This window comes from Sinorhizobium sp. BJ1 (assembly GCF_002531555.1).
In the GTDB taxonomy this organism is placed as follows: Bacteria; Pseudomonadota; Alphaproteobacteria; order Rhizobiales; family Rhizobiaceae; genus Sinorhizobium; species Sinorhizobium fredii_B.
The window spans coordinates 161,259-176,886 of record NZ_NWTH01000002.1; the positions used below are offsets into that span (position 1 = coordinate 161,259).

Here is a 15,628-nt window from a genome sequence, read left to right on the forward strand (position 1 = left end):
CCGGATTCTGCTTCGGATAGCGCATCATAGCCGCCCTTTGCCAATTGGCTACTGCATGTTTCCGTAAATCGGAGGCGCCCTCAGCTCGAAGTGCCGCAGCGAGCTTTGTGCACCCGAAAGGACGCACACGGCGCTGTAGATGCTTCGCGATTGACTTTTCGCCGTTCGCCGGAAAGGAAGGCGGGAAACGCGAAGAGGGCTTTCCGTGGTCGAGAAGCAGGATGTGGTGATCATCGGGGCGGGTGCCGCCGGCATGATGTGCGCGATCGAGGCGGCAAAGCGCGGCCGCCGAGTCGTCGTCATCGACCACGCCAAGGCGCCCGGCGAGAAGATCCGCATTTCGGGCGGCGGCCGCTGCAACTTCACCAATATTCATGCGGGCCCGAAAAACTTCCTTTCCGACAATCCGCATTTCTGCAAGTCGGCGCTTGCCCGCTATCGCCCGCAGGATTTCGTGTCGCTCGTCGAGCGGCACGGCATCGCCTGGCATGAGAAGACGCTCGGGCAGCTCTTCTGCGATCACTCGGCCAAGGACATAATCCGCATGCTCCTTGCCGAGATGAAGGAGGCAGGCGCGGTGCTGCGGCTCGAGACGGCGATCTCGGCCGTCGAACGGATCGCCTCGGGTTTCCGCGTCGCCACCAGCGCCGGGACGATCGAGGCCGCGTCGCTGGTGGTTGCGAGCGGCGGCAAATCGATCCCCAAGATGGGCGCAACGGGTCTCGCCTATAAGATCGCCGAGCAGTTCGGCCTGCCGGTCGTCGAGACGCGGCCCGCACTCGTCGCCTTCACCCTCGATCCGGCTCAGCTTGCCAAGCTCGGCACCCTTGCCGGGGTCGCGGCCGATGCCGAGGTCCGCTTCGGCAAGGTTGCCTTCCGCGAGGCGGTGCTCATCACCCATCGCGGCTTGAGCGGGCCGGCGATCCTGCAGATCTCCTCCTATTGGCGCGAGGGCGCGGAGATCGTCCTGAGAGTGATGCCCGATATCGACATCGCCTCGATCCTCAAGGGCATGCGCCGCACGAGCGGACGCCAGGCGGCCCAGACCGCGCTTGCCGACATTTTACCGCGACGGCTCGCGCAGTTCTTTGCCGAGGAGGCAAAGCTCGCCGGGCGCCTGCTTGCCGATCTCTCGGACAAGGCGATCGACGCGCTGTCGGCTTCCATCCAGGCCTGGACATTGAAGCCGGCGGGGACCGAGGGCTACCGGACCGCCGAAGTGACCCTCGGCGGGGTCGATACGCGCGCGCTCGACTCGCGGAGCATGCAAGCGACGAGCATCCCCGGCCTCTATTTCATCGGCGAATGCGTCGACGTTACCGGCTGGCTCGGCGGCTACAATTTTCAATGGGCTTGGGCTTCCGGCTTCGCCGCCGGTCAAGACGTGTAACCGCCCGGCGAAAATGGTGATTTGCGTCTTCAGCCATTCTTAAGGGAAATGGTCGAACCTGCTTTGCATGGCTTCCACAGCCGGCATAGGACTGGCGGAACGGTCCCAAAAAAGAGACCAGACTGTTTCCAATTCATGGCCTTTCCCCAGCCGCAGGATGGTTGCACCATGAAGCGTATGGCAAGACCCGAAGGTCCTGCCAAGGAGTAAGGACAGGATGCCATGACCCAGCAACGCCGCCGTCCCCGTGCCATTGCCATTGCCCGCGCCGATGAGAGCCGCTCGCAAGGCGAACTGATCGCTTTCGCCGCGACCCTTGCGCTTTTCGCGATCGCCGCTTCTGCAATCTTCTCCTCCCTCTGATTTCTCCTCCTCGCGATCGGAAGCACTTCGCCGGCGTCCTGCCGCGGATGCCAGCGCGTGCCCCGGCACTGGTTTAGAGCGCTCCAGTAAGAGCGCCCCCTGGCGAGCGCCGCGCTTATAGGATTCTTAATCGTTCAAAACCAATATGCGAAAGACGTGAGTCCGTCAGGTCCTCGCCGCCGGAGCGGTGCGGTCCCGCAATGATTGCCGACGGATTGGCGGCGCGCGCCGCATGATCTCCGAAAAACATCAGCCTGTTTGCGCATCGGGTGGTGCCTAAGCGTCCTGTTCGGACGCTTGACGCCATTGGGGGAGGCCAAACGCGCGCTGGGAGCCAAGGTGTTTTCCATGCTCATTGACAGGATTCTTGCCCGCTTCAAGATCCAGACGAAGGTTCTGTTCTTCATCCTGCCGTTCGTCGTCAGCATCACGGCGGTCGGCATCACCGGCCTCTATGCCTCGGGCCTGTTGCAAGGCCGCATGGAGATCTCGAACAGCGTCCTGCAGACGCTGAGCGGCTTCAAGGATGTCTACGCCGGAATGAACCACTTCCTGCACGAGACCACTGAGGAGAGCCGCAAGGCAGTCCAGGACACGATCGCGGCGCAGAAGCAGGTCCTGGCTGATACGGCCGCGCAGGTCGCAGGCGCAAGCGGCGAAACGGAGCTGGCCGCGGCAATCGGCGCGACGAACGACATCGAGGCGCGCATCGACGGACTTTGGACGCTGCATGAGGGCGAACAGAAATTGCGAGCGGCGACGACAGCCAATCTGGAGCGCCTGGCCGTCGAACAGTTGAAGGTCAAGGGGGAGACGGACTCGCTGCAATACGCCGTGCGCAAGGACGAAAACGCAGCGAAGACGATGCTGCGCAACGCCGAAAAGCTTCTGCGTGCCAGCCGCTTCTATACGGAATTCGCCACGGAAGTCAGCAAGGCCGTAACGGTCGAGGAAAAGCTGAAGGTCGCGCAGGGCCTCTTCCCGAAGATCAGCCGCACGCAGCGCGACATCTTCGTCCTGCTGCCCAAGGACGAAAAATCTCTGGCGGAGACGGTCAATTCGGCCGCCGGTGCGATTGGCGCGCTGATCCGGTCGCCGGCCGCTCCTGAAACACTCGCCGGTCTGTCGAAATATGTCGATCGTTTCCGCAATGCCAGCTTCCGACTGGAGGCTGCCTCCGTTGGAAAGATGCGCGAGGCGACGCAGATCTTTAGTGAGCTCGACGGGAAGATTGCCAGCACCGAGTCCGTGCTGACCGCGACGCGCAGGCTTTCCGTCTCGATCACCGAAATCCAGATCGCCACGGCGGCCTTCCTCGGCAATCCGACCGAGGAGAACCGTCAGAAGCTTCTCGACAAGATTCTGGCCGTTCAGGCCAACCTCACGACTCTGCGCGGCATCGCCAAGGACGTGAGCTTCTTCGATGCAACGGCGGATGCCGTCGTGCCGATCATCGATGCGATGAAGAAGGATAGTGTCGCACTGGTCGAAATCACCGACAAACGGACGGCGGAATTCAACGCGGCCGGCGCATCGATCAACGAGATCTGGAACGACCTCACAGGATTTGCCGAGCAGCAGAAGGTCGCCGCCGGCACGGAGCGGCAGGAAGCCAACCAGATTTCCGTTGCCGCCACGGTGGCCGGCGTGGTGATTGCGCTGCTTGCGGGGATCGCGCTGACGCTGACGCTGAAGCGGCCGATTGGACAAATCACCGCGGCCATGCGCCGGCTCGCCGACGGCATGCTCGATACGGCGATCGACGGCGATGCGCGGCGCGACGAGATCGGCGACATGGCGCGGGCGCTCGGTGTCTTCAAGGAGAATGCCCTTTCGAAGGTGCGCATCGAGGCCGAAAGCGCGGAAGAGCGCGCCCGTGCCGAAGTCGAGCGCACCCGCAACGACGCCGACAAGCGCGAGCTCGACCGGCAGATCGATCTCGCCGTCAGCGAACTCGCAGCCGGCCTCGGACGGCTTGCCCAGGGGGATCTCTCCCAGCAGATCGAGGTGCCCTTCCACGGGCGCCTGGAGCAACTGCGGCAGGACTTCAACGGATCGCTCATTCGCCTGCAGGACACGCTGGCGCAGATCCGCGGCAATGCCCAGGCGATCCAGCAGGGCGGGGCCAACATGCACCACTCCGCCGACGCGCTTTCGCAGCGAACGGAGGCACAGGCCGCATCGCTCGAGCAGACGGCCGCCGCTGTCGACCAGATCACCGCAACTGTGCGCTCCTCTGCGGAACGCGCCCACGAGGCGAACCAGGCGGTTTCCGAAACCAAGCGGAGCGCCGACAGTTCGGCAACCGTGGTCGCCAATGCCATCGCCGCTATGGGCCGCATCGAAGATGCTTCGCGCCAGATCGAACAGATCATCGAAGTCATCGACGACATCGCCTTCCAGACCAACCTCCTTGCCTTGAATGCCGGCATCGAGGCGGCGCGCGCCGGCGAGGCGGGCAAGGGCTTTGCGGTCGTCGCCCAGGAGGTTCGCGAACTGGCGCAGCGTTCGGCCGAGGCGGCGCGGGAAATCAAGGGGCTGATCAACAAGTCGACCGACGAGGTCAGTTCCGGCTCGCTGCTCGTCAAGGAGACCGGGGCGGTGCTCGCCTCGATCAGCGCGCAGATCGTCACCGTCAGCCAGCATGTCGAGATGATCGCCACCGCAAGCCGCGATCAGGCGACTGCCTTGCACGAGGTCAACGGCTCCGTCAATCAGATGGACCAGATGACCCAGCAGAACGCCTCGATGGTCGAGGAGGCGACGGCCACCAGCCGTGCGCTGGCGACCCAGGCCGATACGCTGATGATGCTGGTCGAACAATTCCGCCTGGAGCCGGAAAGTGGAGCCGGCCAGGTTTATCGCGCCGCATAGCGGAAGACGGAACGTTCCTCCCGATGTGATACTCCAAATGAACGCCGCGCATCCTGGTGCGCGGCGTTGTCGTTTGTTCTGAGCTGGGCTCCTAAGGCGCGATACACGGCACGCCGTCGCAATCGTCGCGCCTCTCGGCCGGCCGAGGTTTGCGGAAGAGCGCGGCGAGCATGTGTTCCCCGAAGGTTTCCCTTCTGCCTTTCGATCGGGGCTCGAATTGATCTTCCCTGCGGCGGTTTCTCGAGGCCATGTCGAACAGCACGGCCATTGCCATCATATCCATGTGATGCTCCTTATCTCTTGGGCATCTCCTCTTTTATGCATCCCAAACTGTTTTACATACAGTCGAATCCCTCATATGTTTTTCAGCTATGAAAAATGTGGATTGGGACATCTACCGCTGTTTCATGACCGTGGCGCGCGGCGGCGGGTTGACCGGGGCAGCGCAGGCGACAGGGCTGAGCCCCGCCACGATCGGTCGGCGGATGCTGGAACTCGAGGAGCGCACCGGGCGCCTCCTCTTCATCCGCAGCCAGACCGGCTACGCGCTGACGGCCGAGGGGCGTTTCCTGTTCGAGCAGTTGCAGGAGATGGAGGCGGCGGCCCGCAAGGTCGAGAGCTGGCAGAAGGAGGGGGAGGGCGCCACGATCGTCCGGATTGCGGCGGGCACGTGGGGGTCGTGGCTGATCGCCGAAAACTTCCCGGCGATCTGCACGGAACGGGACATGTTCGGCATTTCGCTGTCGATCGGCGAAGCGCGGGCAAGTCTCGCGTACCGGGAGAGCGACATCGGCATTCGCGCCTTCGAACCGGAGGAGACCTATCTCGCCTCGCGGCCGGTCGGCGAGGTTGCCTATGCCGCCTATCGCCAAAAAAACGCGCCCGGCGGATCGGATCGTTGGGTCGCCGTCGCCGAAGAGGACGCCCTTTCGGCCTATCTGCGCTGGCCGCACGAAAACGCATCCGGCCGGATCGTGGCGACCGTCAGCCGCCCTCGCTCCCTGCTCGACTTGGCCCGCGCCGGGGCCGGCAAGGCGGTGCTGCCCTGTTTCGTCGGCGACCTCGATCCGCAACTGGAGCGGGCGGGCGATGAGATCGGGCCGCTCAGGCATCGTCAGTGGATCGTCATGAACAATGAAGACCGCCACAGGCGGGATATCCGCACCGTCGTCGATCGCATGACACGGCTGCTGCGCAGCCATGCGGATCTTTTTGCCGGTAAGCGGCCGCGGCGGAGCGCCGCCTGACCATGAAATGGGGTTCGGCCGGCTTTGCACCGGCCGAATCTCCTGTCCGTTCAGTCGCTCAGCGCAGACGGCGTCTCTCGCAAACCCGAGCCTGAAGGGCTTGAACCCTCCGATGCCGGATCTCTTGCCAGAGCGCAGCGCCAAGCATGAGTGCGGCCGCGGCCGAGGCGAGAGCCGCCATCACGCCCGTCCCTGGGTGACGATGACGGGGATCAACAGATCGCCCCAGTTGCCGTCACCGCCGTGATGGCGTGCCGAGCGCACCAGCTCGACCGAGACGCCGGCCTCGACCGCCTTCATGACCGACTGGTTGAGGCGATGCAGATCATTGGCAACCATGCGGATCGCCGCCTGCTGGTCCGGGGTCATGGCCGATGACTGTTCCTCGGCCCGTTCCTTGACGCGTGTCTGTACTGTCATGGGAGTGCTCCTTCAAAGGTTAGAGCCGGCGCGGGGGAAACCATTTCGTGCCCCGCTTACGGTTCGAGTATGCTTCCGGGGCGCCCAACGGGCAGGGATGTCGCGCGCCCCGGACTTGCATTCATTGTGCCGCCGGCAGGAACTGATCGTGTTCGGTCGACTCCTTCATCGCCGTCGTCGACGACTGGCCGCCGGTGATCGCCAGCGATACGGCGTCGAAATAGCCGGTACCGACTTCGCGCTGGTGCTTGGTCGCCGTGTAGCCGTTCGCCTCGGCAGCGAACTCCGCTTCCTGCAGCTCCGAATAGGCGGCCATCTGCCGGTCCTTGTAGCCGCGCGCCAGTTCGAACATGCCGAAGTTCAGCTGATGGAAGCCGGCGAGCGTGATGAACTGGAACTTGTAGCCCATGGCGCCGAGCTCGCGCTGGAACTTGGCGATCGTCGCGTCGTCCAGGTTCTTCTTCCAGTTGAACGATGGCGAGCAATTATAGGCGAGCAGCTTGCCCGGGTGCACCTTGTGCACGCCTTCGGCGAATTTGCGCGCCTGCTCGAGGTCCGGCTTCGAGGTCTCGCACCAGATGAGATCGCAATGCGGCGCATAGGCGACTGCGCGGGCAATGCAGGGCTCGAGCCCGTTCTTCACCTGGTAGAAGCCTTCCACCGTGCGGCCGGCATCATAGTCGACGAAGGGCTGGTCGCGCTCGTCGATGTCCGAGGTCAGGAGTTTCGCAGCCTCTGCGTCGGTGCGGGCGATGACCAGCGTCGGCGTGCCCATGACGTCGGCGGCAAGCCGCGCGGCGTTCAGGTTGCGGATATGCGCGGCGGTCGGGATCAGCACCTTGCCGCCAAGATGGCCGCACTTCTTTTCCGAGGCGAGCTGGTCCTCGTAGTGGACGCCCGCTGCACCCGCTTCGACAAAGGCCTTCATGATTTCGAAGGCATTGAGCGGCCCTCCGAAACCGGCTTCAGCGTCCGCGACGATCGGCGCGAACCATGTCTCGACCGAAAGGCCCCTTCCTTCCGACGTTTCGATCTGGTCGGCACGCTGCAGGGTGCGGTTGATCCGTTTCGCGAGCTCCGGCGCAGCATTGGCCGGGTAAAGCGACTGGTCCGGATACATTGCCGAGGCCGTATTGGCGTCGGCCGCAACCTGCCAGCCGGAGAGATAGATCGCCTGCAAGCCGGCGCGAACCATCTGCATGGCCTGGTTGCCCGAGAGTGCGCCAAGCGCGTTGACGAAGTCTTCTTCGTGAATGAGCTTCCAGAGGCGGTTCGCGCCCATTTCGGCAAGCGAATAGCGGATCTCGACCGAGCCCCTGAGCCGCTGCACGTCCGCGGCGGAATAGGGCCGCTCGATGCCGTCGAAGCGGCCCTGCGGTGCGCTCGGAACGAGTTTGTAAAAATCAGTCATACATATCTCCTCGTCAAAATCGTGAGCTCTACAACTTTCGTCCTAGCTCGCATCGGCTCATGAGTTCATATGACAGTTTTTACATTGCAGTGCATAAACAAGCCACGTCTATTCCTGCGTCGCCAAGCTAAAAGGGGTTACCTTGTCTTGTGTTTGACAATGCGGAGCAGTAAATATGTAAATGTTGTCAAAGGCGCTATGGCGGAAATTCTGTAAAGGGAGTGACAAATGGCCGAGAACAAGATCTTCGCCGGACCGCGCGTCAGACGAATCCGGAACGGGCTTCAACTGACGCAGACGGCGATGGCGGAGGCGCTCGGCATCTCGCCGTCCTACCTGAACCTGATCGAGCGCAACCAGCGGCCGCTGACGGTGCAGCTGCTGCTCAAGTTGGCCTCGGTCTACAAGGTCGACCTCGACGAACTGCAGGGCGAGGCGGGCGGCAGTCTGGCGCAGTTGCGCGAGGTCTTTGCCGATCCCTTGCTTGCCGGCGAGCTTCCGGGAGATCAGGAACTGATCGAGGTCACCGAGGCGGCACCGAACGTGTCGGGCGGCGTCGTCAAGCTCTACCGCGCCTATCGCGAACAGGCGTCGCGTCTGAAGGACCTGGCGGAGCTTCTTGCGGGGCAGGGGCACATGGCGACGCTTGCCGACACGCGGCTGCCAATCGACGAGGTCCGCGAGACATTTGAGGCGCGGCCGAACCATTTCGCGCGGATCGAAGAGGCGATGGAGGCGTTCCATGCGAGCCTGTCGCCTGGCGATGACCTTGCAGCGGCGCTGAAGGCTTGGCTGAAACGGGAACACGGCCTCGTCGTCCGGACGCTGCCGGCTCACGTCATGCCGAATCTCCGCCGCCGTTTCGACCGCCACTCGATGCGCCTGTTCATTTCCGAGCGGCTGTCGCCCTTCGACCAGACGCTCGAAATTGCCATGGAGGTCGCATCGATCGCCTGTCACGAGGCGATCGATGCGGAGCTCGACCAGATCCCCTTTTCGACCGCGGAGGCGCGCCGCATAGGCCGCTTCGAGCTCGCACGCTATGCCGCACATGCGCTGATGATGCCCTATGCAGCCTTCCATGCCGCTGCCCAGCGGGCGAAATACGATGTCGATCTCCTGAGGGCACGCTTCCAGGTGTCGTTCGAGCAGGCGGCCAGTCGCCTGACGACGTTGCAGCGGCCCGGCGCCGCCGGCATTTCGTTCTTTCTGATGGAGATCGACAATGCCGGTCATCGCCTGCGCCGCGCCGGGGCGCAGGGCTTTCCGCATGCCCGTTTCGGCGGCGCCTGCCCGAAGCTCAACATCCATGCGGCCTTCGCGGTGCCGGGGCAGATTCTCGTCGACCGCGTGGAAATGCCGGACGGCGGCGAGTTCCTGACCGTCGCCCGCACGGTCGAAGGCCCCCAGGCCGCCTTTCAGGAGCGGGTCAGACGCACTGCGCTACTGGTCGGTTGCGACGCCGGCTTCGCGCAGGAGACGGTTTACGGGGCCGCGCGCCTGCCGGCGATCGCCGTCGGTCCGGTCTGCCGCCTCTGCGAGCGCCAGGGCTGTCTGGCACGCGCCGAGCCGCCCGTCACCCGACCTCTCGGTCTCGACGAGATGGCGACGGGCTTGAGCGTATTCGATTTTCAATAGTCAGCGCGACGGGCGCATAAGCCCCGGATTTTGCTTGTGCTTACGAAAATGCAACCGACCTGAGGATGGCGGATTGCCCCATTCGAAAGCGCTTGAGGTTATTGAGAAACATGCCTAACTTCGGCATGGCAACGAACAACGGACAGGGCGCGACCGCGCGAAATGGGCGACTTGTCTCGAACCGATAAATGAGGGGAGTTGTATGTCCAAACTCATCGTCGCAGCCTTGGCGGCCGCAATGCTGGCGGGATCGGCCACGCTCGCTTCCGCCCAGGAGCGGGTCGTCAATGTCTATAACTGGTCGGACTATATCGACGACAGCATTCTTGCGGATTTCACCAAGGAAACCGGCATCAAGGTCGTCTATGACGTCTTCGACTCCAACGAAATCCTGGAAACCAAGCTGCTTGCCGGCGGCTCCGGCTATGATGTGGTGGTTCCGACCGCTTACTTCTTGCAACGCCAGATCGCTGCAGGCGTGTTCCAGAAGCTCGACAAATCGAAGCTGCCGAATCTCTCGAACATGTGGAACGTCATCATGGAGCGTACCGCCCAGTACGATCCTGGCAACGAATATGCCGTCGACTACATGTGGGGTACCACCGGCATCGGCTACAATGTCGAGAAGATGAAGGAAATCCTCGGTAGCGACGAGAAGCCGAACTGGGACGTCGTGTTCAATCCCGAGATCGCGGCGAAGTTCAAGGATTGCGGCATTCACCTCCTTGACTCGCCGACCGATATCATACCCTCCGCGCTTGCCTATCTCGGCCTCAATCCCGACAGCCATCAGCAGGCGGATCTCGACAAGGCCGCCGAACTGCTCTTGAAGGTCCGCCCCTATATCCGCAAGTTCCACTCGTCGGAATATATCAATGCACTGGCAAACGGTGACATCTGCCTGGCGGTAGGGTTCTCCGGCGACATCTTTCAGGCGCGCGACCGTGCAGCCGAGGCGAAGTCCGGCGTGACGGTCGACTATTCGATCCCCGCTCAAGGGGCGCAGATGTGGTTCGATATGCTGGCGATCCCCGCCGATGCGCCGCATGTGGCCGAGGCGCACGAGTTCATCAACTACATGATGAAGCCGGAGGTCATCGCCAAGGCATCGAACTACGTTTTCTACGCCAACGGCAACAAGGCCTCGCAACAGTTCCTCGATAAGGAAGTGCTCGAAGACACGGCCATCTATCCGCCGGAGGCGGTGATGCAGAAGCTCTTCACCGTCACGCCGTTCGAGCCCAAGGAGCAGCGGATACTGACCCGCCTCTGGACCAAGATCGTCACCGGTCAGTGAGAGCCGAAACAAATTGCCCGGACCCAAGTCCGGGCAATTTCATGAGAGCGGGTTGCAGAAGCGGTTTCAACTCGCAACGGTCAGGCACCGGGGGCGGCGCCGCACCCATCGTCGCATTCGGGGTTAAATGATGAAATCTCTCGGTAGCATCCGGCGTTCCTTCGCACCATGGGCGGACCCCGCCTCAAGGCCCTTCATTTCCGTCAAAAACGTCACGAAGAAGTTCGGCGACTTCATCGCCGTCGACGATCTTTCGCTGAACATCTATACACGCGAGTTCTTCGCGCTGCTCGGCGCGTCCGGTTGCGGCAAGTCGACCCTGTTGCGCATGCTTGCCGGTTTCGAGCAGCCGACCTCCGGCGAGATCATCCTCGATGGCCAGAACCTCGCCGGCATCCCGCCCTATCGGCGGCCGGTCAACATGATGTTCCAATCCTATGCGCTGTTCCCGCACATGAATGTCGAGACCAACATCGCCTTCGGGCTGAAGCAGGACGGCATGCCGAAGCCCGAGATCGCCGAGCGGGTGGCGCAGATGCTGAAGCTCGTCAAGCTGGAGAAATTCGCCCAGCGCAAGCCGCATCAGCTATCCGGCGGTCAGCGGCAGCGCGTGGCGCTCGCCCGTTCGCTGGCCAAGCGGCCGAAGGTGCTGCTGCTCGACGAGCCGCTCGGCGCGCTCGACAAGAAGTTGCGCGAGGAAACTCAGTTCGAACTGATGGATCTGCAGCAGGAACTCGGCCTCACCTTCGTCATCGTCACCCATGATCAGGAAGAAGCGATGACAATGGCCGACCGCATCGCCGTCATGAGCCACGGCAAGGTCGTCCAGGTAGCGACGCCGGCCGAGATCTATGAGGCGCCGAATTCGCGCTTCGTTGCCGACTTCATTGGCGACGTGAACCTGTTCGATGGCACGGTGACCGCGGTCGAAGGGGGCACTGTCCGCGTGGAAACGACGGGCGGCATTCCGGTCCGCATGGGCTCGGCCGAGAAGGTCGCGAACGGTGCAAGCGCTGCCGTCGCCATTCGTCCGGAAAAGATCAGGATTAGCCGCCAGGCGCCCGCCCACGCACCGGTCAATGCCGCCGAAGGCGAGATCTGGGACATCGGCTATCTCGGCGACATGACCGTCTTCCACGTCCGCCTCAAGGACGGCAAGGTCGTCAAGGCATCGTCGCTCAATGCCGTGCGCGCCGTCGAGGATCCGCTTGGCTACGACCAGCAGGTCTGGATCTCGTTCGGCGAAGATGCGGGCGTGGTGTTGAAGGATTGAAGCCATGGCGAAACTTGCCTCAGCCCTCGTCAGCCGACTGGTGATCATCGTCCCCTACGCGTGGCTCTTGTTCTTCTTCCTCGTTCCCTTCTTCATCGTCTTCCGCATCTCCCTGTCGCAGACGGCGATTGCCATGCCGCCCTATACGCCGGTCCTGGATCTGGCGGGTGGGCTCGCCGGTATTCTGGAGAAGGCCCGCGAATTCTCCGTCGACAATTACGTCTGGCTGGCCGAGGATGCACTTTATTTCAATGCCTATCTGTCGAGCCTGACCATCGCGGCCGTTTCGACGTTGCTGACGCTGCTGATCGGCTACCCGATCGCCTACGGCATGGCCAAGGCGCCGCGTTCGATCCGACCGACATTACTGATGTTGGTCATCCTGCCTTTCTGGACGAGCTTCCTGATCAGAGTCTATGCCTGGATCGCCATCCTCAAGCCGGAGGGGCTGCTGAACCAGTTCCTGATTACCATCGGCGTCATCGACCAACCGCTGATCATCCTCAACACCAATACCGCGATCTATATAGGCATCGTCTACTCCTACCTTCCCTTCATGGTGCTGCCGATCTATTCGGCGCTGGAGAAGATGGACAACGCGTTGATCGAGGCGGCCCAGGACCTCGGCTGCACACAGACCAGCGCCTTCTGGCGCGTCACCTTCCCGCTGTCCTTGCCGGGCGTCGTCGCGGGCTGCCTGCTCGTCTTCATTCCGGCCGTCGGCGAGTTCGTCATCCCCGACCTGCTCGGCGGGTCGGAGACATTGATGATCGGCAAGACGTTGTGGAACGAGTTCAATGCCAACCGGGACTGGCCGGTGTCGTCGGCGGTGGCGACGGTCCTGCTTATGATCCTGGTCATTCCCATCGTCTATTTCCAGAATGTCCAGGCCAAGGCCGATGGCGAGGGGAGGTGAGCCATGGAAAAATGGTCCCGCTTCAACGTCGCCTCGGTCGTCCTCGGATTCGGCTTTCTCTACCTGCCGATCGTGCTTCTGGTGATCTTCTCGTTCAACGAGTCGAAGCTGGTGACCGTGTGGGCCGGTTTTTCGACCAAGTGGTACAGCCAGCTTTGGCACAATCAGGGGCTACTCGATGCCGCCTGGGTGACCATTCGCGTAGCGCTGCTGTCGGCAACTTGCGCGACGGTTCTTGGCACATTGGCGGCACTGGCGCTGGTGCGCTACACGCGCTTCCGCGGACGCGTCCTTTTCTCCGGCATGGTCTATGCGCCGCTGGTCATGCCGGAGGTGATCACCGGCCTGTCGCTGCTCCTGCTGTTCGTCGCAATCGGGCTCGATCGCGGTTTCTGGACGATCACGCTTGCCCACATCACCTTCACCATGTGTTTCGTCGCGGTCGTCGTGCAGTCGCGCCTCCTGAGCTTCGACCAGTCGATCGAGGAGGCGGCGCTTGACCTCGGCGCGACCCCGGTCAGGACCTTCTTCGCCATCACCCTGCCGGTGATCGCGCCGGCAGTGTTTTCGGGCTGGGTCCTGGCCTTCACGCTGTCACTCGATGACCTCGTCATCTCGAGCTTCACCACAGGGCCGGGTGCGACGACGTTGCCGATGAAGATCTACAGCCAGGTACGCCTTGGCGTGACGCCGGAGATCAATGCGATCTGCACCATCCTGATCGGTATCGTCGCCCTGGGGGTGGTTGTCGCGTCGATCGTCACCAAGCGGCGGGAAGTCCAGCGCGAAAAGGATGAGCGCGCAGCTTTTGCGGCAATCGGCTGAGGGGCGGCTACTTCGGAGCGACGAGCACGGAAAGCGGCGAAATGACCGCATTCGGCCAAGAGCCGCCGACGAAGAAGCGAACCGGTTGGTTACTGCTGGGCGTTTCGGTTTGGAGCGTCCCGGCAAGCGCCAGGCTGCCATTGCGATAGGGGATCACGCCGGTCACCGACATGTTGCCTGACGTGCCGACGAAATCGGCCCGGTCGAGACGCGCCGTTCCGTCGGCGAAGCTGGCCTTTATGTTCGCAGCCTGGAAGTCGAAGCTGGCCTCGTTCGCTTGCGACAGTGAAAAGAACTCGCCCTTGCGGACGAGATCGGCAAAGGCGTAGGCGTCGAAGCCGGTGATGCTGCCATCCGCCAGTGAAAAGGTGAGATTGCCCGATATGTCGCCAAGGCGGGTTGCCCAGAGGGCGTGATCGGTCCCGACATCGATGCTGAGAATCCCCCGGCCGGCCGGGACCGGGCCGTTGAGGCCGAAACCGCCGAGCACCGCGGCGAAATCGGCGTCCTTGAGGCGCGCCTGCAGTCGGCCGCCGTGCTCCAGCCCTTGTTCCGAGAACACGGCGCGGGCGCTCAGGCTGCCATTCGCGAAATTGCTGTCGCCAATATCCAGTGACGCGCGTTTCCCATCGATCAACACCCCTGCGGCCACATCCGTCAGATGGAAGGGACCGGCGAGGACCTCCTGAGAGGAAAGCCGAATGTCCGTGTGCCAGGCGCCGACAAAGGTTTCCACCAGACGCCACAGACGGTCGTCGCGGCCGAGGGGCGTAAGCGCGGCGACCGAAACGCCGTTGAGATCGATGCGATCGAAGGCGAGCGTCCCTTCCATCCTTGGCGCCTTGCCGTCCTGCAGGGCGAAATCCAGCACGCCGGTCGCGCTGGCGCCGCCCATCGTGAACGCTAGATCGTCCAGCTTGAGCGTCTTCTCGCCGGTGGTCACTCTGGTGTCGATGCTGATCCCTCCCGGCGAGAGCGTCGTCGCCGAATTGCCCTGGTACCACTGGACGAGTGTCGCAAGGGAGGGCGCGGACATCTGCAGATGGCCCGACGCGAAGGGAACGGATGAAAGATTGCCGACGCCCTCGAAGGAGAAGGTCAGCGGCGCCGATGTGATGGATGTCTTGAGCGACGCGTTCCGCCTCGCGAAGAAAGCGAGCGGATCCTCGCAGACGAACGCCCAGGCGACCTCTTCGCCGCTTAGGCGCGCCGATAGTTGCGCGCTCAATCGCTCGGCAAAGGCGGGCCATTTGATCGTGCCGGAGATTCCGGGAATATCGACATCGTTGCCAGCCGGCATTCGGTCGAGCACGATAACCCGGCCATTGACGACCGCGATGTCTCCGATTGGACTTTCCTGGGCCGGCGCAGCAGCCTCTGGCGGGGCGATCCACTGCGGCTTTTGCCAGTTGATCGTGCCGTCGGCTTGGCGCTCGATCGTGATGATAGGATCGACAAGGCTGATGTCCTCAAGCGTTGGGTCGCCGAGAAGGGCCGAAAGCGGGTTGAACGATGCGGTAATGCGGCCGATTTCGGCAAGCCGGCGGGGTTCGAGGCCGGTGGATTCGATCGTCGCCGAAGGCAAGGTCAACAGCAGCTCCGGCCAGAACCGGATCTCCGGCTCGCCATTGATCCTGCTCTTGCCGCCCGACCAGCTGTCGAGCGTCCGCTCCATCGTCGCGCGCACGCCGGTTGTCGAAACGAGCAGGGGCAGGGCGGCGTTGTACCCGATGGCGAGAACGACGCCGATTGCGGCAGACCAGACGAAATGGCGGCGGCGCAGGCGCAGCCTCAGGACGCGCGATATTTTCCGGATCAATCTGGTCATGTCGGTCGGGTGGGCGTCGCCTTCGGTGAAACCGTTTGGATAGGCCCTGAAGAGGGCAAATGCAACTGACATGGAAATGTCGTCTTCGCGAGAGCGAGGCCCCCATGCACGCTGTTTATTTTGCGTTGCAGCATGTTATAGAACAG

The 15,628-nt window shown here is 62.8% G+C and carries 13 protein-coding genes; 9 read left to right on the top strand and 4 right to left on the bottom strand.

Annotated elements, in window-relative coordinates; genetic code table 11:
- The first annotated feature begins 205 nt into the window (after nt 1–205).
- The 3 genes from CO676_RS03100 (at nt 206) to CO676_RS03110 (ending at nt 4,627) form a co-directional block, all read left to right on the top strand.
- Nucleotides 206–1,390, top strand: coding sequence for an NAD(P)/FAD-dependent oxidoreductase (locus CO676_RS03100; RefSeq protein WP_097519635.1), 1,185 nt, complete (start codon nt 206–208; stop codon nt 1,388–1,390).
- A 222-nt stretch (nt 1,391–1,612) separates the two neighbouring features.
- Nucleotides 1,613–1,753, top strand: coding sequence for a hypothetical protein (locus CO676_RS35100; RefSeq protein WP_097519636.1), 141 nt, complete (start codon nt 1,613–1,615; stop codon nt 1,751–1,753).
- A 348-nt stretch (nt 1,754–2,101) separates the two neighbouring features.
- On the top strand, nt 2,102–4,627 hold the full coding sequence (locus tag CO676_RS03110; RefSeq protein WP_097519637.1) for a methyl-accepting chemotaxis protein: 2,526 nt from the start codon (nt 2,102–2,104) through the stop codon (nt 4,625–4,627).
- Between the two features lie 91 nt (nt 4,628–4,718).
- Here CO676_RS03110 and CO676_RS35680 read toward each other — a convergent pair whose 3' ends face one another.
- Entirely contained in the window at nt 4,719–4,910 is a 192-nt protein-coding gene (locus tag CO676_RS35680; protein ID WP_014761153.1) for a hypothetical protein, read from the bottom strand.
- An 88-nt stretch (nt 4,911–4,998) separates the two neighbouring features.
- Here CO676_RS35680 and CO676_RS03120 point away from each other — a divergent pair, with 88 nt between their 5' ends.
- Nucleotides 4,999–5,874, top strand: a complete 876-nt coding sequence (locus tag CO676_RS03120; protein ID WP_014761154.1) for a LysR family transcriptional regulator — start codon at nt 4,999–5,001, stop codon at nt 5,872–5,874.
- 180 nt (nt 5,875–6,054) lie between these two features.
- Here the strand turns inward: CO676_RS03120 and CO676_RS03125 are convergent, their stop codons facing one another.
- Nucleotides 6,055–6,294, bottom strand: a complete 240-nt coding sequence (locus CO676_RS03125; protein ID WP_014761155.1) for a hypothetical protein — start codon at nt 6,292–6,294, stop codon at nt 6,055–6,057.
- Nucleotides 6,295–6,415: 121 nt separating this feature from the next.
- Complete coding sequence (gene aceA / locus CO676_RS03130; RefSeq protein ID WP_097519638.1) at nt 6,416–7,705, bottom strand: isocitrate lyase; 1,290 nt, start codon at nt 7,703–7,705, stop codon at nt 6,416–6,418.
- A gap of 228 nt (nt 7,706–7,933) precedes the next feature.
- Here aceA and CO676_RS03135 point away from each other — a divergent pair, with 228 nt between their 5' ends.
- From CO676_RS03135 to CO676_RS03155, 5 genes are all read left to right on the top strand, one after another.
- Entirely contained in the window at nt 7,934–9,343 is a 1,410-nt protein-coding gene (locus CO676_RS03135; protein WP_097519639.1) for an XRE family transcriptional regulator, read from the top strand.
- A 202-nt stretch (nt 9,344–9,545) separates the two neighbouring features.
- Nucleotides 9,546–10,640: a polyamine ABC transporter substrate-binding protein gene (locus CO676_RS03140; RefSeq protein WP_097519640.1), complete on the top strand. Its 1,095-nt coding sequence runs from the start codon at nt 9,546–9,548 to the stop codon at nt 10,638–10,640.
- A 130-nt stretch (nt 10,641–10,770) separates the two neighbouring features.
- Nucleotides 10,771–11,913 (top strand): ABC transporter ATP-binding protein, encoded by a 1,143-nt coding sequence (locus CO676_RS03145; protein ID WP_179875395.1) that lies wholly within the window; start codon nt 10,771–10,773, stop codon nt 11,911–11,913.
- A gap of 4 nt (nt 11,914–11,917) precedes the next feature.
- Complete coding sequence (locus CO676_RS03150) at nt 11,918–12,829, top strand: ABC transporter permease subunit (RefSeq protein WP_097519642.1); 912 nt, start codon at nt 11,918–11,920, stop codon at nt 12,827–12,829.
- A gap of 3 nt (nt 12,830–12,832) precedes the next feature.
- On the top strand, nt 12,833–13,654 hold the full coding sequence (locus CO676_RS03155) for an ABC transporter permease subunit (protein WP_014761162.1): 822 nt from the start codon (nt 12,833–12,835) through the stop codon (nt 13,652–13,654).
- 7 nt (nt 13,655–13,661) lie between these two features.
- Here CO676_RS03155 and CO676_RS03160 read toward each other — a convergent pair whose 3' ends face one another.
- Entirely contained in the window at nt 13,662–15,482 is a 1,821-nt protein-coding gene (locus CO676_RS03160; protein ID WP_097519661.1) for an AsmA family protein, read from the bottom strand.
- Nucleotides 15,483–15,628 lie beyond the last annotated feature (146 nt).

Excerpts from the sequence above, each read along its gene's own strand:
- CO676_RS35680 (WP_014761153.1), bottom strand. The coding sequence starts at position 4,910 with ATGGATATGATGGCAATGGCCGTGCTGTTCGACATGGCCTCGAGAAAC.
- CO676_RS03140 (WP_097519640.1), top strand. The coding sequence starts at position 9,546 with ATGTCCAAACTCATCGTCGCAGCCTTGGCGGCCGCAATGCTGGCGGGA.
- CO676_RS03135 (WP_097519639.1), top strand. The coding sequence starts at position 7,934 with ATGGCCGAGAACAAGATCTTCGCCGGACCGCGCGTCAGACGAATCCGG.
- CO676_RS03125 (WP_014761155.1), bottom strand. The coding sequence starts at position 6,294 with ATGACAGTACAGACACGCGTCAAGGAACGGGCCGAGGAACAGTCATCG.
- CO676_RS03150 (WP_097519642.1), top strand. The coding sequence starts at position 11,918 with ATGGCGAAACTTGCCTCAGCCCTCGTCAGCCGACTGGTGATCATCGTC.
- aceA (WP_097519638.1), bottom strand. The coding sequence starts at position 7,705 with ATGACTGATTTTTACAAACTCGTTCCGAGCGCACCGCAGGGCCGCTTC.
- CO676_RS03120 (WP_014761154.1), top strand. The coding sequence starts at position 4,999 with ATGAAAAATGTGGATTGGGACATCTACCGCTGTTTCATGACCGTGGCG.
- CO676_RS03110 (WP_097519637.1), top strand. The coding sequence starts at position 2,102 with ATGCTCATTGACAGGATTCTTGCCCGCTTCAAGATCCAGACGAAGGTT.
- CO676_RS03155 (WP_014761162.1), top strand. The coding sequence starts at position 12,833 with ATGGAAAAATGGTCCCGCTTCAACGTCGCCTCGGTCGTCCTCGGATTC.
- CO676_RS35100 (WP_097519636.1), top strand. The coding sequence starts at position 1,613 with ATGACCCAGCAACGCCGCCGTCCCCGTGCCATTGCCATTGCCCGCGCC.
- CO676_RS03145 (WP_179875395.1), top strand. The coding sequence starts at position 10,771 with ATGAAATCTCTCGGTAGCATCCGGCGTTCCTTCGCACCATGGGCGGAC.
- CO676_RS03160 (WP_097519661.1), bottom strand. The coding sequence starts at position 15,482 with ATGACCAGATTGATCCGGAAAATATCGCGCGTCCTGAGGCTGCGCCTG.